Raw genomic sequence first — 20,548 nt, forward strand, 5'->3', positions numbered from 1 at the left:
GTCGACAACGTGGCCGTGGGCGGCAAGCGAACACCGGGTGAATTCGAGCTGTCCGAATCGTCAACCTCGGCGCAACCCACCGTTCGCTTAGGAATTCTACGATCAATCGAATGCGAACCACACAGCCCGTCCGCACAGGAGAACACGTGCATGCACCAGCGCACGCGACGAACCCCATGACAGAAGAGCACCACCGCGAAAGGACCCAATGACAGTCCCAGTCGTCAGTGTCATCATCGCTGCGAAGAACGCCGAGGAAACGATCGGCGGGAGCCTGCAGAGCCTGGTCAACCAGCGCTTCACCCGTGACGAACTGGAAGTCATCGTCGTCAACGACGGGTCCACCGATGACACCGCGGGAGTCATCGCCGAATTCGGCGACCGGCTCAACCTCGTGACCATCCACAACGCAGAGTCACGCGGGGTCTCCACCGCACGCAACACCGCGTTGGAGGCCGCCACCGGTGCGACGATCACCTACCTCGACGGTGACGACTGGTTCGCGCCGGGCCATCTGCGGTCCCTGACGGATTCGATCACCGGACTGGGCGTGGACTTCGTCAAGACCAACTACCTCATCGTCAACGGGTTCAACCGCAAACTCCGCAACGCCCCCTGCTTCACCCACAACACGGCACTCAACCCCCGCGACTTCATCCTCCCCCACGACGCCTCGACGATGGTCGACTTCCCCGAGTGCTGGACCGGCATCTACTCCCGGTCCATGGCGCAGCGGGGCCTACTCGAGTTCAACCCCGCCCTGCGCACCTGCGAGGATCGCCCCTGGACGTGGCGTCACCACCTTGAGACGGACAGCTTCGCCGTCGTCGACACCGCCGGCCTCTGCTATCGCAAGGGCAGCGCCACCTCGTTGACGGCGATCTTCGACGTACGCCAGCTCGACTTCATCCCCGCCTTCCGGTCCGTGTTCGCGATGCTTGAGGAGAAGCCGGAGTTCCTGCGCTTCGAACGCAAGGCCGTGCGCAACTTCCTCTCCATCCTCTACTTTCAGATCCACAACCGCGGCTCCTCGATGGACCACGAGGTCAGGTCGCAGCTCAATCTGGGCGCGGTGAACACGCTCAAGGGCGTCGACAACGACATCATCGACCAGGCACTGCACAACTTCGGCGAGCACCGAATGCCCGTCATCGAGTCGATCGTCAGGAGGGCACGCTGATGGCCCAGATCATCCAGATCTCCACCCAGTACCAGCTCGCGAACCTCGTGGCCCTGATTCGGGCCGGCCGCCTCGGCGAGGCCAAGGAACGCCGGATCCTCGTCATCGCCAACAATTCCTTCGCCCCCGAGCTGACACCGGCTGCCGATGACATGCCCGGCTCGGCTGGCCTGCTGACCCACTTCGATCTCATCATCGACTGGAACACCACCATCTGGCCCAACCACCCGAAGACCTTCGGCATCTCCGGCGAACGTGCCCCGCTCATGCAGCGGTCGCTGCGCTCGGGTTGGGCGATCGCCGATGACGAGCCCATCGATCTCATCGTCGAGTCCCTGCCCGGTCATCCGGCCGGTGTGCTCACCCAGATCTTCACCACGGCGAGGATCTCAGTGCACTCCGATGGGCTGATGAGCTACGGTCCGATCCGCAATCCGCTGTCCCTGCCGCAGTACCAGCGGCTGTCGACGATCTACTACACGGATCTCCTGCCGGGCATCACCCCACGTCAGCTCGCCGAACACTCCCCCGATCGTGTGGTCCTGCCGCCGGCTGACCTGAAGTCGGTCATCGAGGACATGGCCGCCGAGGTGGCTCCTGAGTTGGCGGCGGCGGATCTCGCCGATCCGATCCCCGACGCTGCTATGGTCCTCGGCCAGTACCTCGCTCAGATCGACCTCATCACTGCCGAGGAGGAGCTGGATCTGCACCTGCAGATGATCGATGAGGTCAAGGCGCGCGGTTTGTCCACGGTGATCTTCAAACCGCACCCCACCTCGGCGCGGACGACGATCGAACCATTGCGCAAGCGCAGCCATGAGCTGGGATTGGAATTCGTCCTCGCCGACGTGCCGCTGTTGGCCGAGATCGTCATCGCCACCACCAGGCCACAGCTCGTCGTGTCCTGCTATTCGACGGGGCTTGCGACCGCGCGGGCACTGTTCGGGACCGCCACGGCCGCGATCGGCACCTCGATGATGCTGCAGGTCCTGGCCCCGTACCAGAACAGCAACCGGATCCCGCTGACGATCGTCGATGCCCTGCACTCGGGCGGATATTCCCTGAAGGACCTGGGCCCGCTCATCGACGCCGTCACCTACTGCATGCAGTCAGAGACCGCTTCCTACCTGCGGGACAACGCGATCGAGTTCCTCGAATCGGCCGTCGGCGGTGTGGACATGAAGTACTTCAAACGCAAGCGCCTGTCGAAGCTGGACCTGCCCGGACAACTGGAGATTCCACCGCATCGCAAGGGGCTCAGCTCGGCCAAACGACGTCTGCGCACGCAGGCGAAACGCGCTCAGCACACCCTGAAGACCTACGGGATCTCCATCGACGCCCCGAAGCTCGTCCCGAAGCTCGTCCCGAAGGTGAAGTCGACACTGAACTCGAAGCTGAGTGTGAAGCTCAGATCGGAGCCGGACCGATGATGTCCAAGAAGGGTTCGACGAAGAAGGACCCGAAGAAGAAACAGAGCAAGAAGCAGTCGGATAAGCAGAAGTCAGCTGAGAAGAAGTCAGACCCGAAGGAAGACGAGGTCACCATGACTATCACGCAGGATGCCCAAGCCCCCGCACAGAAGACGAAGAAGGCGAAGAAGATTCTGTTCGCTTCGATCGCCTTCGTCGAATCTCCTCTGCAGTTCCTCTCCGCACTCGAGGCCCACGACCCCGCTGAGGACCTGCTGATCCGCGCCCGCGCCAACGCGAAGGGCATGACCTCGTTCCTCGACGCCTTCGACTCCGCATGGCTGCCGGAGAACATCACCCTCGAACGTGTCGGAGCCAAGCCCGGAATCCTGCGCAGACAGAACTTCGAACGCATCTACATCGGCGACGCCTGCTCCGGGCAGGTCCACAAGGCCCTCGCGCTGGCCTACCTGGAGCGTCGCATGCCCGAAGTCGTCATCCTCGATGACGGTCTGGCCACCTATTCGACCATCGACATCCTCACCGCCAGACGCGGACCCCTTGTGCGTCCGAGGCAGAAGCTCAAGGCCTCCCGCGCGATCATGTCCGCACATGTCGCGGACCGTCTGCGCGGGCTGGCGCCGGTCGGGAGACTGCGCTGGCACACCGCACTGCCGGTGTCGAAGACCATGCGCAAGGCCTTCCTCAAAACAGGTGCGGAGATCACCCGCCACAAGTTCGAGCACCTGCAGACCCTGCCCACCGGCGGCAGCCACCCGCGGGACAACCCTGTCATCGGTTCGGCCCTGGTCGCCGACGGGCTCATCCGCGCAGATGCCTACCGTGCCTGGCTCGAGGGACTGATGGCCAACGGTCCGATCACCTACTACCCGCACCGCCGCGAGACCGACGAGTTCCTCGCCGAGCTCAGCCGTGACGAGCGGGTGCGCATCAAACACGTCGGTCTGCCGATCGAGCTGCGCCTGGTCAACCTGCCGCCGAACTCCACCATCCGCAGCCTGCCCAGCACCGCAGCGATCTCCCTCTCAACACTGAACCCGGACGTGACGATCTCCGTCACCGAGATTCCGGCAGAATGGTGGACCGGTGCCTCAGCCGATAGTCTGCGTAAGTCCCTCAACGCCCAATCGGTCAAGGCAGATGTCGATACCTGAACCACCATCGCGCTCAGACGCACCAATCCGAATCGTCTCCATCTCCGACAGCGAGTCCTACCTCAAATGGGCAACCCAGCTGCTGAGTTCCCTGCCCGACGTCGAGGCCCACGTCTACCTCATCGACAGCCCGATACTGCCCACCCCGGAGCAGATCACCCATGCCATCGCCGGCACCGCCTGGGCCGGTCGCACCATCCCCGTCGTGACCCGCACCGACCTGGCCCGCATCATCGCCGACCATCACGCCGACATCGTCCTCGGCGCCGCCACCGGCCCGATCGTCGCCCAGCTCTTCCTCACCGCGCACATGCACGGGCACCGCCCGGCGCTGATCTCGGGCCTGCCCGGCATGGGGCTTCCAGCCAGCACCAAAGGCATGAACTATCGCCGTCTGATGGACGGGTTCATCACCCATTCCTTCGCCGAGGTGGCCCAATACACCGAGGTCAGCGCGCGCACTCAGGTGCCGTGCGAGATCTACCTGGCCCGCCTGCCGATGCTGCGCTCGTCGGAGGTGCCCCAGCTTGCCGCCGCGGCTGCTGCCCCCGTCATTGCTGATACTTCCGAGCCGCTCATGCACACCGCAGTCCCCCAGACTCTGGTGTTCGCTCCGCAGGCCAAGGTGCCCGAGTCGCTGGAAGATCGCGAGGCGATCATTCGCGCCCTCGCCGAGTTCTCCTCCCGTCACACAGACTCTAGCGCGGTCATCAAGATGCGCTCGAGGCCCGGTGAACACGAAACTCATCACGAACAGCACTCCTACATCGACATCCTCAACTCCCTGCGTGCACAAGGTGTGCCTGGCGCAGAGCGCATCGGACTCGGCTATGGCCCCCTCGATGAGTTCCTCGTGCCAGGTGCCGCTCTGGTCACCGTGTCATCGACGGCCGCGCTGGAGTCCTTCGACCGGGGCATTCCCACCCTGCTGATCTCCGACTTCGGCTACGACAGAGGTCTGCTCAACGAAGCCTTTGCCGATTCCGGTGCCACCGGCACCCTCGCCGAGGTTGCGGCCGGGTCCATCGGATTTCCCACCTCGGCGTGGTTGGCTCAGAACTACTTCCATTCCGATGACGGAAGACTCCGTCACCATCTGGAGCTGCTGGCCACGCGTGCCCGGGCATGCCAGCTGCCGAACCGGCGCAGCGCCGTGTGGAAGCAGAAGCGTCTGCTCATCCGCGCCGAGCTGCGCACCTTGGCCCCGAGTCCAGTCATCCGCGCCTACCGCAAGCTGCGGTACGCGCTGTAGCCTCAGCCCTCGGTCCGCAGAGCCTCATTCACGAGTCTGCAACCGCTCCTGAACACCAAGGATGATGGTCTCGAGGCCGTACTCATAGACTGCTCTCTGACTGGTCACTGCCTGGTATTTCTCCCCCACCGCCGTTCCGACTCGGCCCGATACTGGGAATGATTCCTCAGGCATGACCTGTTCAAGGAGCGGAGCGTTGGCATTCCACCAGTCCACGTCACTGACCCCGGAGCTGTGTTCGAGCCTCTGCGCGTTGATACTGTTCGCGGCGCTGGCCGCTGCATGCGATTCGATGAGCGCGACAGTGTGGTCCATGGCAATGTCGTCGAGCCCGAGACTCTCGAATGCTTCGAGTTCCCACTCGTAGCGCGCAGACATCTGGGGACCGATCCACGGCCGATGCGACTGGGCATCGACCAGCCACGGATGCCGATGGTACTCATCCCACAGGACCCCGGAGATACCGCGCACCCGTTCTGCCACCGATCCCGAATGTGCCGGCATCGGGCTGAGCCCGATGACCTTGTCGACCATCAGACCGATTAACCCCGACCTGTGTGGGACGTAGCTGTAGAGCGACATGACCGAAACTCCTACTGCCTCGGCCACCTTGCGCATGGACAGCACGTCGATTCCCTCCGCATCGGCGAGCTCGATCGCCGCGTCAATGATCTGATCGACGCTGAGCCTACGGCGCGGCCCACGTGTGCCTACTTCGGCGTCCAGATGATCGCGCCACAGCAGACGCAGAACGACGTCAACGCCCTCCGGATCGAATCGTGAGGGTCCTGCTTCGGAATTCATACTTGCAGTCTACTCCGTGCGGTGTACACTGTTTCAATCACACAATTCCGTACACTGTTAATAGTTAGGAATTAAAATGCACGATGAGCGGGAACACGACCGCGACCGACCAGCGGTCCGAGCGTCCGGTCTGGTCAAGCACTACGGCAACGTCAGAGCCCTCGACGAGCTGTCGATTCAGATACCGGCAGGAACCATCCATGGACTCCTGGGGCCCAACGGCGCAGGCAAGTCAACGGCGATCAATGTGCTCAGCACGCTCGTCGACATCACACAGGGAACGGCGGAGGTGGCCGGTTTCGATGTCAGCCGCCAGGCAGATCGAGTCCGCCAGCGTATCGGGCTCGTCGGCCAGACCGCTGCTCTCGACGAAATCCTCGGCGGACGTCAGAATCTCCTGATATTCGGCCAGCTGCTGGGCCTCTCACGCCGTGATGCCAAGCGCCGAGCCGATGAGCTCCTCGGCAAGTTCTCCCTCACCGAGGCTGCGGACCGTGCAGTGAGCACCTACTCGGGCGGGATGCGCCGACGCCTCGACATTGCGGTGGGGATGATCCTCGACCCCGTCGTCCTCTTCCTTGATGAGCCAACGACGGGCCTCGACCCACGGGGACGCACGGATGTGTGGAACTCGGTGCGAGAGATCGCCGCTCGAGGCACGACGGTGCTGCTGACCACGCAGTATCTCGAGGAGGCCGACAGCCTGGCGAGCCAAGTCTCGATCATGAAGGCCGGTCGAATCATTGCCGAGGGTACGCCGAACGATCTCAAACGACAACGAGGCGGTGACCGGGTTGAGATCACTGCGGCCGACCAGGCTGAGGCCATTGCCATGCGCGATGCGCTGAACACAGCAGATACGTCCGCATCTGAGGAAGCTGCCGTGGAGCTCGACGAGGCGACGGCAGTCGTGACCTGTCCTGCGACCAGGGGCACCGGTGATCTCGCCACGGTCGTCAGAAAGCTGGATGCCGCAGGCATCACCACCGATGACATCGTCCTGCGCAGGCCGACATTGGACGAAGTATTCCTCACCCTGACCGAGAAGGAGGACGCATGAGCATCGTTCGAGAAGGCCTGATACTCACCGGCAGGGATCTCGCCCACTGGCGCCGACAGCCGTGGACGCCGATCTTCAATCTGCTCTTCACCATCATGCTGCTGCTGATGTTCGCCTTCATCTTCGGCGGCTCCATCCAACTCCCCGGAGGCGGCGACTACATCCATTTCCTGCTGCCGGGCATGATGACGTTGGCGATGATGTTCGGATTGGAGACCACCATGACGACAATGGCGAATGACTCCAAGAAGGGCATCACCGACCGGTTGAGATCGATGCCGATCAGCGATGCCTCAGTCTCGCTCGGCCGCGTCGGGGCCGATATGGTCAGCGCCGTCATCGAGATCGTCATTCTCATCATCGGCGGTCTGCTGCTCGGCTGGAGGGCGACGAACTCTCCGCTCGCAGGACTCGTCGCGGTGGCGCTACTCCTCTGGCTGCGGTTCGCCGTCCTCTGGGTCGGGATCTTCCTCGGGCTCACCACAGGCAGACATGACGGCGCCACAGTCCTCGTGCAAGTGCTCGTGTGGCCCGTCGGCTTCCTGTCGAACGTCTTCGCTGCCCCGGAATTCATGCCGTCCTGGCTGGGAGCGGTTGCAGCGTGGAATCCCATATCGGCAACAGCGACGGCGGTCAGGGAACTGTTCGGCAACCCCACAGGCGTCACAAGTGGTTGGCTGGATGAAGCAAGTCTGCTTGCTGCAATAGTCTGGCCGTTGGCAATCACAGCCGTGTTCCTGCCCTTGTCGGCTCGCGCCTACCGTCGCTTGAGGAAGTAGTTATCGACGCGCCTCAGCTCTAGTGGATGAGGTGTTACAAGTCGGGCGCAGACGAGGCAGCAGACCGATAATGCATGCCGGCGCAGAGTCGGAGGACGTTCATGAAGGCGACAGGCCCGAAGTTGCTGCGGGTGGCGTCATTGCCGTCGTAACCCTCTCAGTCCCTGGGCTGCGAGTGCTGGTCTTCGGGTATGGGGCCGCCATGGATGAACAGCAGGCTTCCGTTTCCCGTCCGCACGCGGTGAGGAGTGCACGTCAGGAGATCCTGGCGATCCCGTCACGCCAAGCAACAAGCCTACGCGCGGCGTCCAAAAGAGGGTCGTCATGCCCCCCGGGCCCAAGAGGCATCCAGCCAGCGGCCGATCAACCTTTCGTTTCGCGGACGTCCGCTCCATCCTCAGCGTAGGACTTGAAGTCCTGCATGTGCTGGCGCGTCTGTTTGATGAAGGCACCGCGCATAAAAGGTGCCGCGAATCGCAGCAGACCATTGAACCGGTATTCATTCTCGCTCACCCAGAGAGTGCCCTCCGCACCACTCGCAGTCAGCTGCTCGTGCGCGGCGTTCCACATGCCATCCGCGACGACCTCGCGCTCGAAATGGATGACCTGGTCTGGCGTGATGCCATCCAGGTCCGTCGGTTCCCGGCGTGTAATGGTCTCGGTACATTCCATGGACCGCTGCCCCGACTGAAACACGACCCTCGACTCCGTACCGACCTGCCCGTCTGCACCGCGCACCGGCTCGTGAAGTACCAAGCCGCGTAACCATTTCGGCCGGTGCGCGGGGTCGCCGAGGAGCTGGATAACCTCCTCCCGCGGCAGTGCGATCTCAATCGAGATTGTGAACTTCATGGTGGAGTTCTCTCAATTCCTTAGTGGACGGCCCTGTAGGGATTCGTCATTGTCGGTTTTCGCCAATTTGGAGCGCGTGGAAGCGCACGAGGTCCTCGATCAGGTCGGTGGGCAGTGGCTTCGCCAACGTGAACTGAATCGCGTGCACAGTGGTCTTATAGTCCTCCAGCCGGACCTTGAACTCTTCGATCGCCCAAGACGAGGGAAACAGGCTCATGTGTTTCTTCGAAGCAGTGAAGTACACCAATGCGCGGTTCTTGTATTTCAATGTCGGCATACGGTAACTCATCGATTCTTCAACGCTCGGGACGAGCTTAGTCACGAGCGCACGAATCCGTTGGAGCTCCTCTCGGAACGCCGGATCGGCCTCAGCAAGGTACTCATCAATGTTCGCAGCCTTTTCACCCTTCATTCTGTTCCTCTCTGATCATTTTGCGTTTCACAAGGAGAAGAGAAGCATGCTGGCCTCCTCTGCTTCGGTGGAATGTCTGAAGGATTCATGTCCTATCCAAGTAGAACGCCGCCGTATTCAGTGCCCGCACCTCCGCAATATTGGCGGGTGTTCCCACTTCCTGGTCCGCCCATCTCCAAGCATCAGCGACCAGGCGGGTCAACTCCCGACCCTTGGGCGTACTCGCGTACCCCCTCATCTCACCAAAAACGCATCGCGCACCGCCGATGAAATACAGTGACAGAGCTCGCAAACACTCTTCCCACCCCACACCCGTTGCCGCGGGACCGTACGTTTCCCAATGGTCGTCGGGAGGAACAAGGTGGGTCACGCGAAGCACAGCGCGTTCTTCTGCAGTCGGGATGAAGTCAACATCAACGTGACTGACGTCCCCTTGGTACTCCCACGTGATCGCCAGATGTTGAGGTGCTTCGCATCGCAGAATGTCACCCTCGGTGCCGCTCTTTGTGAGCGTATACCGGCCGGAAAGCGTGAGGTCGCCACGAACCGGCTCGAACCATTGCGAGAGTCGCTGGGGGTTCGTGCACGCGTTCCACAAATCGGTGACGTCGGTGTCGAAAGGACGCTCCAGAACAACCTGATGCGACTTGCCACTGGTCGTGATCTTTCGAATCACTTCGTTGATCTCGTCTGCAATATTCATGGTGGCCCAGTTCTCGTCGCCGACTTCCCTCGGCGCACCTCGGCGTCAAGCGAGGAGAGGGCATCGCTCCACAACTCTCGGAACTGGTCGAGCCACCTGTCGATGTCACGCAGGGCACCGGGATCGAGCGAGTAGAGGCGTCTCGCGCCATCGGGGCGGGAGCGCACTAGGCCCGTCTCACGAAGTCGCCGCAGATGACGCGAGGTAGCAGGTTGCACGAGCCCGAATTCCGCCTTCATCACATCAGTCAGCTCGCCAGCGGACACCTCGTTGTCGGCGAGGCACTCAACAATGCGGCGACGAGCCGGATCAGCAAGGACTGCGAGAGCTTCCACGCGATTAGTATAACAGAATCTGTTATATACATCTAGCGGAGATTCGCTCACCTATCGCTCTAACTGAGGACATTCTCTCTTTGGTGGAGCCCGCTGATCGAAGTCTCACAGGTCTCCGGGGAGCAAAGGCGGAAAAGAGGTTTCGAGAACTTACCTCGGAGCGCGAGACAGGAGAGCTACCCGGCTCCTTTTTGCCTTTGCTTTGCACAGTGCCAAGCAACTTATGCTGCAAGTGAGATGATTTTGCTATGACCTCTGTTCGATGGTGGGCACGTCTCCTGCAAGGATGTCTGGGCGAACTTCAATGGACTGCCTGCCGAGCAATGACTCCCTGAGGTGTCAGTGGAGAAGAGGCGTGAGGTAAATGACTTCGATAGCTTCGAGGAGGCCGACGAAAAGGAGCACTGCGATGATGACGACATAAAGGCGTGCGTTGTCTTGGATGCCGGTCCGGTATCCGGCACACGCTGAGAAGTATCCGTGTCGCCGGTGACCGAGGGTCTTTCGCCAGAGAATGACTGCGCCGAGCGCGGCCAAAATGTAGGCCTGGAATTCGATGATGACTATCGGTGCGTGGGGTATGAGCGCGAGCGCTTCGCCAGAGGAACCCGGGGCGAGCCACATCCCGATGAGGCCGGCACGCCCCACCGTTGCGACGACTGCGAAGAACGGGATGATGAGAGAAGGCAAGGTAGTGGTGAGCACGGCCGCGAAGAAAAGGTTCGCGGTAAAGGTGAGGAGGGCTGCCGCGATGACGTTGCCGGAGGCGTAGGCGTCGACAACGGCAGAGAGACCGGGCAGGTCAGTGAAAGCCGTCAACCCTTCGCCTCCTTCTTCTCGCATTCCCGGCATGAACGAGGTTACGGTCATCATCACGACCAGCGCGCCATAGGTTGCGACGCTGAGGAGGATGTAGGTGCGCCAGTTCTCTCGCAGCGTCGTTCGTAGGCTCCTCAGAGTTTTCATGGTGTTGTCCCTTATGTCGTCAGTCGGCGTCAGGCTTCGGCCTGGCCGAGTCGGCGGAGGCGGGGGGTCAGAAGAGCGGCGATGGCCGCGAGAATCCACAGGCCCGCGAGAGCGACGGCAGTCAGCTGGATGCCGCCGGCCTCAATGAGCACGGCTGAGGCCCCGATGCCCAATGCAGGGACCAGGACCATCAGCGCGTTCTGGGCGCCGAGCACCGTTCCGCGTTGGACATCCGGGACGTTTTCGACGAAGGCCAGTCCAATTACAGCGTTCATGGCGCCGCCGCCGATGCCGGCCGCGACCGCTCCGGCGAAGATGGACCACACCGGGCCGAGGATGGCGATGATCGAGAAGCCTGCCGCAACGAGGATCAGGCCAGCGATGAACCAGATACGGCGCGGGATGCGATGGCCGAATGCGGCGAAGATTCCACCGCCCACAAGCAAACCGGCGGCTAGGGCGCTGAGGACGAACCCGACGAACTGCGGTTCGCCCTGGACGGCGAAGTGGACGGGCATGACCATTCCCTGGGTGGCAGCCAGCACAATCGCCAGGGCCAGGCCGAGTAGCACGAGTCCACGCAGCAGCGGCGAACGGAATATGATCCCCATGCCGCGGAACATCGACATCGCAGACGTCGAGGAAGGGGCCTCGGCGGTCTCGCCGACGAACACGGCCGCGCGAGGCGGGATGACGAGGGTGAGCAGTGCCGCGGATACAGCCAGACCTGAGGTGATCCATAGCACTGAGACCGGCTCGAGAGCGGCGACGAGGATGCCAGCGGCTCCTGGTCCGAGCAGCAGCGATGCCCCGGACAGCGATTCCCGGATGCCGATCAGCCGAGAAGGGTCGAGCTTCGCTGCCTTCGCGATCGCTGGCAGCATCGCCTCTCGTGCGGTGATGCCGGGGACGTCCCCAAAAGAACTCAGAATGGCGACGGCGATGAACCAGCCTAAGTTCAACCCGATCGTCAGATGCACGATCGGCAGGATGAGCAGAGCCACCGCTGAGATGACGTCGGAGAGGATGGCGACGGTTCGGCGGTTGATCCGGTCAACGAGCGCGCCCATAAGCAACCCGGCAAGGGCCGCGGGCACCGCGGCGGCTATCGCCACGACACCCGCACCCAAAGGGCTGCCGGTGGTGAACAGCACCACCAGTGGCAATGCGATCGCGGTGATCGAGTTACCCAGGAGCGACGTGGCGAACGAAGCAAGGTAAAAGAAGCGAATACGTTCCATATCGTCTATCTGAAACCGTGACGCCACGTCGTGGTCAAGTCGACGGTTGTAAGATGACTACCGATGCGCATCGGAGAACTCGCGGATCTCGCCGGCGTGACTGTCCGGACTATCCGCTACTACCAACAGAAGAGTGTCCTTGCCGAGCCTGAACGCCGTGCCAACGGATACGGAGATTACACGGTTGACCACCTCGTCGCTTTGGTGCGGATCCGTCAGCTCACCCAGTCTGGTCTTTCTCTGGAGCACGCTGGCGCCATTGTCGCTGGCTTTGGCGCGTCGGGGGACGAGACCCTCGACGAGGTTGATGCAGCACTTGGTCAGCGCATCGCGGCCCTCACCGCCCAGCGGGAGCGCTTGGCCGCAGCACGCGCTGCCGGACGCATCGGGCTGTCAAAGTTGGCCGCTGCGCTCGTCACGACACCGTCGGATATCTCTGCCTCGACCCTCTTCGCTCACCTGTACGGAGACGACGAGCGCGCCGATCGTCTGGCCGAGACGCTGCAGTGCCCCGAGGTGCGATCCCGGCTCGTTGCAGCGCAGACGCAGTTCGAGGCCATCGACGAGAACACGACTACCGCCGAACTCGACGATCTCGCAGCGGACATTGAGGGCATCGTCTCGGAGTTCCTCAGCCAGGTGCCGACCGTCACGGAAAGGGAATCCCGTCTGCTCCTCACACTCGCAGAACGTGACCTGAACGACCGGCAGCGCGCTTTCGTCCGTCGCCTCACGTGAGGTCCTGCGCGGACCGCCGCCGGGGCGCGCCTTCCGCTGTTCTCACTGGCAGAGGGGAAATGCTCCCTACGGGTATGGGTAGCCTTCCCGCCACCTAGGGCGGTCAGCTGCCTCGCGCAATCGCTTCGCGTTTTCCTACTCAGTGGCCAGGTCGATTTCGTCCCGGGCATAGGTGCACTGCCACTACTCCGTGAGACTCACCCATCCGAAGGAGGCGGGGGATCTCCGCTCGGGGTTGGGTCCTCTGGAGCTCGTGCTTGGACCAGCGGCTCGTGTCCAAGCGTGGGCACCGACGCAGACCACCAGAATCGGGACCGACTAGACCAGGCTTGAGATCGCCAACGGAACGACCAGCGCTGTGGCGTTGTTGACCCCATGAAGGATGACCCCGGGCCAAATCGAGCCCGACCACTTGAACAGCAGGGCCGCGAGGACTCCGACGACGAAAGCGACGGGAAAGACGGGGTTGATGCCGTGGGCAACGGCGAAGATCAGAGCGCTGAGCGGGACCGCCACCCACGCCGTGAGTCGAGCGAACAGCACGTTGGCGACCACACCGCGGAACATCAGTTCTTCACCGATCGGCGTGACGATAGAGCCAGCGACGAGCGTCAGGACGAGGAAGCCGACACCGCCCCGTGCAGCGGATTGATAGCTGGTCTGAACGTTCTGGGCGTCCCCTGTCGCTGCGATGTACACCACTGCGGCAACCACCCCCAGCAGATAGGCTGCGAGCCCGAAGCCGACACCCATCCAGAGGAAGCGCTGTCGAGCTCTACGGATCCCGAAGATACTGAGCCGGCGGCGTCGAACGAGACATGCGCCCAAGAACGCCACGATTCCCATAGCCCCGGAGACGAACAGTCCGACAACGCCCGCCACGGCATCGTCTGCGATCAGCGGCAGGAGCAGGAACACGAGCCCATACGTAGCCAGGTACGCGAGGACTGCGACGCTCAGCTCGCGCCAGCCTGGCGCCACACCGGCTGCCGAGACGCGTTCCGGGACGGCTCTGTCTGGGCCGGGGCGCGGAACAGTGTGCCGAGGAGACGGCCCGTCCGCGCTCATGCCCAGGCCTGCAGTTCGTCGGCGGCGTCTGGACGCTCCCACGGCCTCATCTGACCGGAGGCCATCAAGTCGGCCAGCCCGATCACGGCGCAGGGACGATACTTTCCCCCGGTAATGCGCATCAGCGACGCACAATCTGAATCAGAGCAACGGTGTCATAGCGACGGAACCAGGCCACGATACAGACCAGTACCAAGGTAAGTGCAGGAATGACGACCAAGTCCGGAGTGACTAGGGCACTCAGGATCGTCGCGCCGATCATGAGCGGGACCTGGCAGATCGAAGCGAGGCCGCACAACCGGGGGATCAGCAGAGCGATTGCCCCAGCGAGTTCCAGCCAACCGACGACAACCATGCCGGGGATACCGAGCCCAATCAAGTCGAACGGTGCGACGGCGATCGGGTCGCCCATCGCCTTCGGAAAGGCCATGAACGCGAAGATAAGGGCCAGCAATACTTGCATCGCCCAGAGGGTGATCGTGCCGGCGACGGGTCGAGTACGGGCGGAGTGCGATGTTGTGGTCATGTCGGCTCCATTCGTCATAGTCAGTTAGCACAATGTGCTACCTGAAGGCTAGCACACTGTGCTAGCCTGATGTTGCTTTAATTTCGGGGAGAGAAATCATGAGCACACGGCGCAAGATCCTGGACGCGGCCACATCGATGATTCAAGAGGGAAGACAGCAACGCCTGACGGTTCGTGCAGTGGCTGCACGGGCTGGGGTCGGGATGGGAACCCTGCGACACTACTTCCCGACGCAACGAGTTTTACTCGATGCCGTACTTGCCTCGATGTATGACTCGGCGATGCCCGACGATCGCATTCACGATACGGCGCTACCGGCACGACAACGCCTCGTCGACAATTTGGGCAAGCTCGTCGCTGCCATCGGTACAGGAGATGAGGCACGGATTCAATGGAGTGACCTGTACCGTAACTACATCAGTCCAGAAGCTCCTGATGACATCCGTGGGACATACATTGCCTTCGAAGAACAGGCCGCGCGCCGCGTTGAGACGTGGCTCGCGGTCCTCGTTGAGCAGCGGGCGTTGGAAGAAGGCGACAACACAGCCAGGGCCCATTTCCTTCTCAGCGTGGTCAATGGCCTCGTCGTCAGTAGAGCGCTGCCACTTGCAGAATCGGCTCTTACGCGTGAGATCGACACACTGAGGCTTGCCACGCAGGCGTTGCCCTTCACGAAATAGTCCTCCGAGAATACTTTCGTGGGGTGAACCTTCAGGGTAAACCCGTTGGGGAACATTGATCGGCAGAAACTGGCTGGAGACGACGGCGTACTCCGGCTGTTCGGCGTGTCCAGTCGCATCGGTACCCTGATGGAGGCGAGTTCAGTCCCGGTCGTCGGGAACGGTGCTCGGTTCGTCCATCTCCACGACCACCTCGGCGGTCGACGTTGTTTCCTTGAATACCCAGGTCCGGTAGGCGTAGAAGCGGAAGATCATGGCCAGGCCGACGCCGATGATGTTCGTCGAAATGTTGTAGGTCAGCTGGTCACGCATGTCGAGCAGATACCAGGTCACGCCCAGCGGGATGACGGTGATGATCATTCCGGCCATGTTGACGGCGACGAAGAGTAGGATGCCGCGCAGATTCGAACCGGTCGTCCGGTCCCCGTAGGTCCAGAGTCTGTTGCCCATCCATACGACGGCCATCGAGATGATGGTGGAGACGATCTTGGCCTTGATCGGACTGCCCTCGAGCAGCGGGGGGATCGATCCCAGGCCGTAGGCGAGGACATTGGAAAGTCCCACGTCGACGATGTATCCCAAACCACCGACAGTGAGAAACTTGAACGCTTCCGCTGCGAGGCGTCGCATACGGGCCGACAAAGACTCTTTCATTACAGTCACCGAGTCTAATCGGCCAGGTTTCGGACTCGCTGAATGCCCCCGATCGCGGCGTGCCCGGCGATCACGGGGCGGTCCCCTGATCCGAAGCGTCTGTGGCTGTAGGTGCTTGCTGGGCTCCAGGTGCTTGCCGAGCTGCCGGACCTCGCCGAGTCCGCCACCTCGCCAGGACGAACAGCAGCGCGGTGGTCACGGCGAGCGCCGGCCAGAACGTGTATCGGAAATGGTTCGACGGGACGATCGGAAAGTATCCGAACACATAGAATAGCGCCGAGGTGGACAGCATCGTGATCTCGGGCCAGAAGTTCCGTGCCCCGGCAGCCTCCAGCGACGTCGCATGCCGGGCTCGCGCGCGGTAAGCGAAGATCAGGAGGAGACTTGCGAGAAGGGTCCAGAACCAGGGCTTGAACAGCATCGGGAACGTGTCGAGTGCGAAGTCCTCGACATAGGGCTTGACGATGTAGTCGGCCTTGACGCTCCCCTGCTTGAGACCGGCCTTAGCCGCGTCGAAGTGCCACTCGGCGGGCCAATACTCGAGGGCCGAAGAGAAGAAGTAGAAGGAGAATACGGCGGATCGGTACTCGACGTAACGGAGCGGGTGGGTGATGACTTCGCTCAGCCACAGGTCCTTCAGCTCATCCTGGTGGGCGATCGGTTCGAAATCTTTCCCTGTTGCGCCCTTGCCGTAGCAGTTCCAGTAGGCGTCCCAGATCTCGCCCTTCTCCAGGCACTTGTCTCTGGCCGTGCTGATCTTGTCCTTGAGCTCGGCTGGGGCGTCCGAGGCCTGGAGATCGCCGTTGGGCACGGAGAACATGACGTCGTCGAGGAAGATCTGCGAGATCTGACCGGTGGCCGCCACGTCCTCCTGCGATTCGATGGCCGCATCCGTGGCCTTGAGGCCCGCGCCCAGGACGATGAGGACCAGCAGCGAGGCCACTGCCGTGGCCACCCCTCGCCGTGCGGCGAAGCGGGCACCGGCCCCTCCGGCGAACCTGGCGAAGCGTCGACTGCTGCGCAGCCGCTTGACCATCAGGTATCCGATGTACACGGCGATCGGGACGATGGCGAAGATGGCGTTCTTCCGCAGCCCGAACGCATACACGAGCAGCACCAGAGCCGGAATCCAGAGCAGCCACGTCTTCGGGATGAACCGGGTGATGATGAGGAGAACCACGGCCAGCAGTATGGCCACAGCCATCTGCGTGTCCTTCCACATCGTCGTCATCTGCGACACCACCCACGGGGTGGCCATGATCGTCGGCCCGACCAGCGACACCCACCGAGGCACTCCCCACCGGTGCACGATCACGCCGAGGCCCCAGCAGGCGAGCGCGAGGATGCCGACCTGCAGGACGAACAGGCTTCCGGCTGCACCGGTGATGCTGATGAGCCCTCGCCACACGGCGCTCATCACCGGTGGGTGCCAGTCGGAGAACGGGATATCGCCCGTGGCTTGGGCATACTGGTTGCCGATGTCGACATTGGCCCGCCCTGGGAAGAAGAGCTTGATGAAGACCAGGGAAGGCACGAGTGTCAGCAGCGCGAGGAAGACATCCCAGGCAAGCGCCGAGGCGAGGAAGCCTCGCAGCTTCGTTGGTTTCGGTGCCGTCATGAGGCGAGCGAGGTCCTCGTTGCTGGCGACTGTCGAAGTGTTTGACGCGGCAGGTCAAGTTCCGAGGTGCTGGCTTCAGGCACACTGACCGCCGGTAACCCCAGGTAGGCCAACCGCGAAGTCTCACGCCTGGCGCGGCGCAGACCGTCCAAGGTCAGTCCCACACTGCCGAGCAGGAAGGCCAGTCCCATAAGGGCAGCGGCGAGGATAGCCGTCGGGAACCGCGGTACCAGTCCGGTCTGCCAGTACTCCCAGACCACGGGCAACCCGAACAGCAGAGACAACGCGGCCAGGATCGTGGTGATGACACCGTAGAACAGCCTCGGCCGCTCGTGTCTGACCAGTGCGGAGATGAGGCCGAGGATGCGGAACCCGTCCTTGAACGTCGAGAGTTTGGACTCGCTGCCGTCGGGACGGTCACGGAAGTCGATGGGCACCTCGGCGCTGGGCAGACGCAGCGACATCATGTGCACGGTCAGCTCCGTCTCGATCTCGAAGCGCTTGCTGATCGCGGGGAAGGACTTCACGAACCTGCGGGAGAACACCCGGTAGCCGGAGAGCATGTCGGTGACCTGGGATTGGAACAACCACCCGGTGAGCCGATTGAACATCATGTTCCCAGCTTCGTGGCCGGGCCGGTAGGACGTGGACTCCTGATTGTCCTGGCGCACCCCGAGCACATGGTCATACGGCCCGGAGACCAGAGTCTCGATCATCTCGGGAAGGTGGGAGGCCTCGTAGGTGTCATCGCCGTCGATCATCACGTAGATGTCGGCCTCGATATCGGCGAAGGCACGCCTGACGACGTTGCCCTTGCCCGGGGAGTTCTCCTTGCGAACGATCGCGCCCGCCTCGGCGGCTCTCTGCGAAGTCAGGTCGGTGGAGCAGTTGTCGTAGACGTAGACGGTGATCCCGGGGACGGCCTTCTTCAGGTCGTTGACCACCGTCGCCACCGTGATCTCCTCATTATGGCAGGGGACGATCGCAGCGATCCTGGTGGTGTCCTCGAGCATGCGGTAGTCCTATCGTCGTCCTCGCCAGACCGCAGTGCCGAGACAGCAAGCGGCCATGAGCCTTAGCTACTCAGGGATACGGGCGCGAAGTGACGGTGAGGTTACGAGAACGCGAACTGCGCCGCTGCTTTCCCTCAGCTTCCGCCAGTGTTCACGCTCCCGTCACTTCTTTCGCCGAGGTTGCCCACCGATCCCGCCGAGGTGGGCCACCGCACAGAAACCGCGTGTCTTTGGTCACGAACGACCGGTTGTGAGTCTTTTTATGACGCCGGTGCCCGAGACAGAGCGGCCTCATTGGCATGCTGAATCATCGGCACTGCTGAACCGTAGGTTCATGTCGCCATTCCCCCATCCCACCCACAAGAGGAGACGCCTGTGATCGAGCTGCGCAGTCTGCGGAAGGTGTTCGGAGACACCGTCGCTCTGGAGGAGATCGATCTGTCGGTCCCCGCCGGAGAGATCCATGGCATCGTCGGCCGCTCCGGTGCCGGCAAATCCACGCTCATCCGGTGTCTGACCGGACTCGAACGCCCAAGCTCCGGCACTGTCTCCATCGACGAGGTGGACATCACCGACCAGTCCGGGTCGGGACTGCGCGAGGCTCGCCGCAGCATCGGCATGGTCTTCCAGCACGTGAACCTCCTCGATTCGCGCACCGCTCTGCACAATGTGGCCCATCCACTCCAGATCGCCGGCGTCTCCAAGTCCGAACGCCTGGCCAAGGCCCGTGAGCTGCTCGAGATCGTGGGCCTCGGCGACCGCGCCGACAACTACCCCGCCCAGCTCTCCGGCGGACAGAAGCAGCGCGTGGGCATTGCCCGGGCGCTGGCTGCCGAACCCAAGGTTCTGCTGTGCGATGAGCCCACCTCGGCGCTGGATGCCACCACCACGGACCAGATCCTGGGCCTCATCCGCTCCCTTCGCGATCGCCTGGGCATCACCGTCCTCATCATCACCCACGAGATGTCCGTCATCCGCGAGATCTGCGACTCGGTGACTCTGCTGGCCGATGGTCGCGTGGCCAAGACCGGCAAACTCGCCGAGGTGATCTCCGAGCCCGGCTCGACCCTGGCCAAGGATCTCGTCCCCCTTCCGCCCATCGGCCTCGATGACAAGGGTGCGGCTGAGGGTTCCGAGTCCGGGGCTGCCCGACTCGTCGAGGTCTCCCTGGCCGGCACCAGCCTGCCGGATGTCCTCACCCGCGCCCAGTCCGTGGGAGTCGGTGCCGATGCGATCCTCGCCGGTGCCGTCGAGACCATCGAGGGCAGACAGATCGGTCGGATTCGCTTCACGGTCGGCTCTGCCGCTGCGTCGAAGGAGCTCATCACGGCCTTGGACGCCGACGGAATCTATGCGGAGGAGGCAGCCTGATGAATGATCCGATGTGGTTCGACAACCCGGCGATCACGCAGCAGATGCTGCCTGCAACCATCGAGACCCTGCTCATGACCCTGTGGTCGACCGGGCTGGCCGTCCTCATCGGACTGCCGCTGGGGATCTGGCTGTTCACCAGCTCAAAAGGTGGGCTCAAAGCGCGTCCCGTGCTCTACCGAGTACTGTCGATCATCGTCGACATCACGCGCTCGATACCCTTCATCATCCTCATCATCGCTCTCATCCCCTTCGCCCGCTTCGTCGTGGGCTCGGCCCTGGGTTGGCAGGCGACCGTGGTGTCGCTGACCATCGGTGCGATCCCCTTCTATGCCCGCCTCGTCGAGAACTCCCTGCGTGAGGTCTCGGAAGGGAAGGTCGAGGCGGCATTGATGATGGGGGCGTCGAACGGACAGGTGGTCCGGCAGGTCTACGTCCCCGAGGCGAAGCCCGGCCTGATCGGAGCGGCAACGGTCACCTCGGTGACCCTGGTGTCCTACACGGCCATGGCCGGTGCCGTGGGCGGTGGCGGACTCGGTGCGTTGGCGATCTCCTACGGCTACCAGCGCTATCAGGCGGACACGATGATCGCCTGCATCATCGTCCTCGTCGTCATCGTCACACTCATCCAGTTCATCGGTGACCGCATCGCCCGCGCCGTCGACCACCGCTGAGGCTGCATCACCTGAAATCTCGTCACTGAAACGAAGCA

General features: G+C 62.6%; 22 protein-coding genes. 10 read left to right on the forward strand and 12 right to left on the reverse strand.

Features of this window, described 5'->3' with window-relative positions; translation table 11 throughout:
- Positions 1-208 precede the first annotated feature (208 nt).
- Genes HX613_RS17405 through HX613_RS17420 form a run of 4 tightly spaced genes read left to right on the forward strand, consistent with a single transcriptional unit; the run spans position 209 to position 5,016 of the window.
- Positions 209-1,180: a glycosyltransferase family 2 protein gene (locus tag HX613_RS17405; protein ID WP_235346475.1), complete on the forward strand. Its 972-nt coding sequence runs from the start codon at positions 209-211 to the stop codon at positions 1,178-1,180.
- Complete coding sequence (locus tag HX613_RS17410) at positions 1,180-2,610, forward strand: alpha-2,8-polysialyltransferase family protein (RefSeq protein ID WP_235346476.1); 1,431 nt, start codon at positions 1,180-1,182, stop codon at positions 2,608-2,610. Before HX613_RS17405 ends, HX613_RS17410 begins: the two co-directional genes overlap by 1 nt.
- Positions 2,607-3,764, forward strand: a complete 1,158-nt coding sequence (locus HX613_RS17415; RefSeq protein ID WP_235346477.1) for a hypothetical protein — start codon at positions 2,607-2,609, stop codon at positions 3,762-3,764. Before HX613_RS17410 ends, HX613_RS17415 begins: the two co-directional genes overlap by 4 nt.
- Positions 3,751-5,016 (forward strand): DUF6716 putative glycosyltransferase, encoded by a 1,266-nt coding sequence (locus HX613_RS17420; protein WP_235346478.1) that lies wholly within the window; start codon positions 3,751-3,753, stop codon positions 5,014-5,016. The genes HX613_RS17415 and HX613_RS17420 overlap by 14 nt, the downstream gene beginning before the upstream one ends.
- 24 nt (positions 5,017-5,040) lie before the next feature.
- On the opposite strand, the gene HX613_RS17425 is transcribed toward HX613_RS17420, so the two are convergent.
- Positions 5,041-5,820, reverse strand: coding sequence for a TetR/AcrR family transcriptional regulator (locus tag HX613_RS17425; RefSeq protein WP_235346479.1), 780 nt, complete (start codon positions 5,818-5,820; stop codon positions 5,041-5,043).
- A gap of 76 nt (positions 5,821-5,896) precedes the next feature.
- Here HX613_RS17425 and HX613_RS17430 point away from each other — a divergent pair, with 76 nt between their 5' ends.
- Both HX613_RS17430 and HX613_RS17435 read left to right on the forward strand, forming a co-directional pair.
- Positions 5,897-6,880, forward strand: a complete 984-nt coding sequence (locus HX613_RS17430) for an ATP-binding cassette domain-containing protein (protein ID WP_235346480.1) — start codon at positions 5,897-5,899, stop codon at positions 6,878-6,880.
- Complete coding sequence (locus HX613_RS17435) at positions 6,877-7,659, forward strand: ABC transporter permease (RefSeq protein WP_235346481.1); 783 nt, start codon at positions 6,877-6,879, stop codon at positions 7,657-7,659. Before HX613_RS17430 ends, HX613_RS17435 begins: the two co-directional genes overlap by 4 nt.
- Positions 7,660-8,022: 363 nt before the next feature.
- On the opposite strand, the gene HX613_RS17440 is transcribed toward HX613_RS17435, so the two are convergent.
- From HX613_RS17440 to HX613_RS17465, 6 genes are all read right to left on the reverse strand, one after another.
- Positions 8,023-8,511 (reverse strand): SRPBCC family protein, encoded by a 489-nt coding sequence (locus HX613_RS17440; RefSeq protein WP_235346482.1) that lies wholly within the window; start codon positions 8,509-8,511, stop codon positions 8,023-8,025.
- Between the two features lie 46 nt (positions 8,512-8,557).
- Positions 8,558-8,923 carry an iron chaperone gene (locus HX613_RS17445; RefSeq protein ID WP_235346483.1) on the reverse strand — a complete coding sequence of 122 codons (366 nt, stop codon included), beginning with the start codon at positions 8,921-8,923 and terminating at the stop codon, positions 8,558-8,560.
- An 85-nt stretch (positions 8,924-9,008) separates the two neighbouring features.
- Positions 9,009-9,626: an SRPBCC domain-containing protein gene (locus HX613_RS17450; protein WP_235346484.1), complete on the reverse strand. Its 618-nt coding sequence runs from the start codon at positions 9,624-9,626 to the stop codon at positions 9,009-9,011.
- Positions 9,623-9,961 (reverse strand): ArsR/SmtB family transcription factor, encoded by a 339-nt coding sequence (locus HX613_RS17455; RefSeq protein WP_235346485.1) that lies wholly within the window; start codon positions 9,959-9,961, stop codon positions 9,623-9,625. The genes HX613_RS17450 and HX613_RS17455 overlap by 4 nt, the downstream gene beginning before the upstream one ends.
- Positions 9,962-10,300: 339 nt before the next feature.
- Entirely contained in the window at positions 10,301-10,927 is a 627-nt protein-coding gene (locus HX613_RS17460; RefSeq protein ID WP_235346486.1) for a hypothetical protein, read from the reverse strand.
- 29 nt (positions 10,928-10,956) lie between these two features.
- On the reverse strand, positions 10,957-12,168 hold the full coding sequence (locus HX613_RS17465) for an MFS transporter (RefSeq protein ID WP_235346487.1): 1,212 nt from the start codon (positions 12,166-12,168) through the stop codon (positions 10,957-10,959).
- Positions 12,169-12,231: 63 nt separating this feature from the next.
- On the opposite strand from HX613_RS17465, the gene HX613_RS17470 reads away from it, so the two are divergent.
- Entirely contained in the window at positions 12,232-12,906 is a 675-nt protein-coding gene (locus HX613_RS17470; RefSeq protein ID WP_235346488.1) for a MerR family transcriptional regulator, read from the forward strand.
- Between the two features lie 318 nt (positions 12,907-13,224).
- Here HX613_RS17470 and HX613_RS17475 read toward each other — a convergent pair whose 3' ends face one another.
- Complete coding sequence (locus tag HX613_RS17475; protein ID WP_235346489.1) at positions 13,225-13,974, reverse strand: CPBP family intramembrane glutamic endopeptidase; 750 nt, start codon at positions 13,972-13,974, stop codon at positions 13,225-13,227.
- Between the two features lie 121 nt (positions 13,975-14,095).
- The gene (locus tag HX613_RS17480; protein ID WP_235346490.1) at positions 14,096-14,500 is read right to left on the reverse strand and encodes a DoxX family protein; all 405 of its coding nucleotides are present in this window, start codon (positions 14,498-14,500) and stop codon (positions 14,096-14,098) included.
- Positions 14,501-14,598: 98 nt separating this feature from the next.
- Between HX613_RS17480 and HX613_RS17485 the strand changes: the two genes are divergently transcribed.
- On the forward strand, positions 14,599-15,180 hold the full coding sequence (locus HX613_RS17485; RefSeq protein WP_235346491.1) for a TetR/AcrR family transcriptional regulator: 582 nt from the start codon (positions 14,599-14,601) through the stop codon (positions 15,178-15,180).
- A gap of 141 nt (positions 15,181-15,321) precedes the next feature.
- Here HX613_RS17485 and HX613_RS17490 read toward each other — a convergent pair whose 3' ends face one another.
- The 3 genes from HX613_RS17490 to HX613_RS17500 all read right to left on the reverse strand — a co-directional run bounded on the left by HX613_RS17490 (position 15,322) and on the right by HX613_RS17500 (position 18,465).
- Positions 15,322-15,834, reverse strand: coding sequence for a GtrA family protein (locus HX613_RS17490; RefSeq protein WP_235346492.1), 513 nt, complete (start codon positions 15,832-15,834; stop codon positions 15,322-15,324).
- Between the two features lie 70 nt (positions 15,835-15,904).
- Positions 15,905-17,452 carry a hypothetical protein gene (locus HX613_RS17495; protein ID WP_235346493.1) on the reverse strand — a complete coding sequence of 516 codons (1,548 nt, stop codon included), beginning with the start codon at positions 17,450-17,452 and terminating at the stop codon, positions 15,905-15,907.
- Positions 17,449-18,465: a glycosyltransferase gene (locus HX613_RS17500; RefSeq protein WP_235346494.1), complete on the reverse strand. Its 1,017-nt coding sequence runs from the start codon at positions 18,463-18,465 to the stop codon at positions 17,449-17,451. The genes HX613_RS17495 and HX613_RS17500 overlap by 4 nt, the downstream gene beginning before the upstream one ends.
- Before the next feature lie 375 nt (positions 18,466-18,840).
- On the opposite strand from HX613_RS17500, the gene HX613_RS17505 reads away from it, so the two are divergent.
- Complete coding sequence (locus HX613_RS17505; protein ID WP_235346495.1) at positions 18,841-19,836, forward strand: methionine ABC transporter ATP-binding protein; 996 nt, start codon at positions 18,841-18,843, stop codon at positions 19,834-19,836.
- Entirely contained in the window at positions 19,836-20,510 is a 675-nt protein-coding gene (locus HX613_RS17510) for a methionine ABC transporter permease (protein WP_235346496.1), read from the forward strand. Before HX613_RS17505 ends, HX613_RS17510 begins: the two co-directional genes overlap by 1 nt.
- Positions 20,511-20,548 lie beyond the last annotated feature (38 nt).

The organism is Brevibacterium sp. UCMA 11754 (assembly GCF_021532275.1).
Lineage (GTDB): Bacteria > Actinomycetota > Actinomycetes > Actinomycetales > Brevibacteriaceae > Brevibacterium.

Bases quoted from the DNA above. Each gene is read 5' to 3' on its own strand.
- HX613_RS17405 (WP_235346475.1), top strand. From the start codon at position 209: ATGACAGTCCCAGTCGTCAGTGTCATCATCGCTGCGAAGAACGCCGAG.
- HX613_RS17410 (WP_235346476.1), top strand. From the start codon at position 1,180: ATGGCCCAGATCATCCAGATCTCCACCCAGTACCAGCTCGCGAACCTC.
- HX613_RS17415 (WP_235346477.1), top strand. From the start codon at position 2,607: ATGATGTCCAAGAAGGGTTCGACGAAGAAGGACCCGAAGAAGAAACAG.
- HX613_RS17420 (WP_235346478.1), top strand. From the start codon at position 3,751: ATGTCGATACCTGAACCACCATCGCGCTCAGACGCACCAATCCGAATC.
- HX613_RS17425 (WP_235346479.1), bottom strand. From the start codon at position 5,820: ATGAATTCCGAAGCAGGACCCTCACGATTCGATCCGGAGGGCGTTGAC.
- HX613_RS17430 (WP_235346480.1), top strand. From the start codon at position 5,897: ATGCACGATGAGCGGGAACACGACCGCGACCGACCAGCGGTCCGAGCG.
- HX613_RS17435 (WP_235346481.1), top strand. From the start codon at position 6,877: ATGAGCATCGTTCGAGAAGGCCTGATACTCACCGGCAGGGATCTCGCC.
- HX613_RS17440 (WP_235346482.1), bottom strand. From the start codon at position 8,511: ATGAAGTTCACAATCTCGATTGAGATCGCACTGCCGCGGGAGGAGGTT.
- HX613_RS17445 (WP_235346483.1), bottom strand. From the start codon at position 8,923: ATGAAGGGTGAAAAGGCTGCGAACATTGATGAGTACCTTGCTGAGGCC.
- HX613_RS17450 (WP_235346484.1), bottom strand. From the start codon at position 9,626: ATGAATATTGCAGACGAGATCAACGAAGTGATTCGAAAGATCACGACC.
- HX613_RS17460 (WP_235346486.1), bottom strand. From the start codon at position 10,927: ATGAAAACTCTGAGGAGCCTACGAACGACGCTGCGAGAGAACTGGCGC.
- HX613_RS17465 (WP_235346487.1), bottom strand. From the start codon at position 12,168: ATGGAACGTATTCGCTTCTTTTACCTTGCTTCGTTCGCCACGTCGCTC.
- HX613_RS17470 (WP_235346488.1), top strand. From the start codon at position 12,232: ATGCGCATCGGAGAACTCGCGGATCTCGCCGGCGTGACTGTCCGGACT.
- HX613_RS17475 (WP_235346489.1), bottom strand. From the start codon at position 13,974: ATGAGCGCGGACGGGCCGTCTCCTCGGCACACTGTTCCGCGCCCCGGC.
- HX613_RS17480 (WP_235346490.1), bottom strand. From the start codon at position 14,500: ATGACCACAACATCGCACTCCGCCCGTACTCGACCCGTCGCCGGCACG.
- HX613_RS17485 (WP_235346491.1), top strand. From the start codon at position 14,599: ATGAGCACACGGCGCAAGATCCTGGACGCGGCCACATCGATGATTCAA.
- HX613_RS17490 (WP_235346492.1), bottom strand. From the start codon at position 15,834: ATGAAAGAGTCTTTGTCGGCCCGTATGCGACGCCTCGCAGCGGAAGCG.
- HX613_RS17495 (WP_235346493.1), bottom strand. From the start codon at position 17,452: ATGACGGCACCGAAACCAACGAAGCTGCGAGGCTTCCTCGCCTCGGCG.
- HX613_RS17500 (WP_235346494.1), bottom strand. From the start codon at position 18,465: ATGCTCGAGGACACCACCAGGATCGCTGCGATCGTCCCCTGCCATAAT.
- HX613_RS17510 (WP_235346496.1), top strand. From the start codon at position 19,836: ATGAATGATCCGATGTGGTTCGACAACCCGGCGATCACGCAGCAGATG.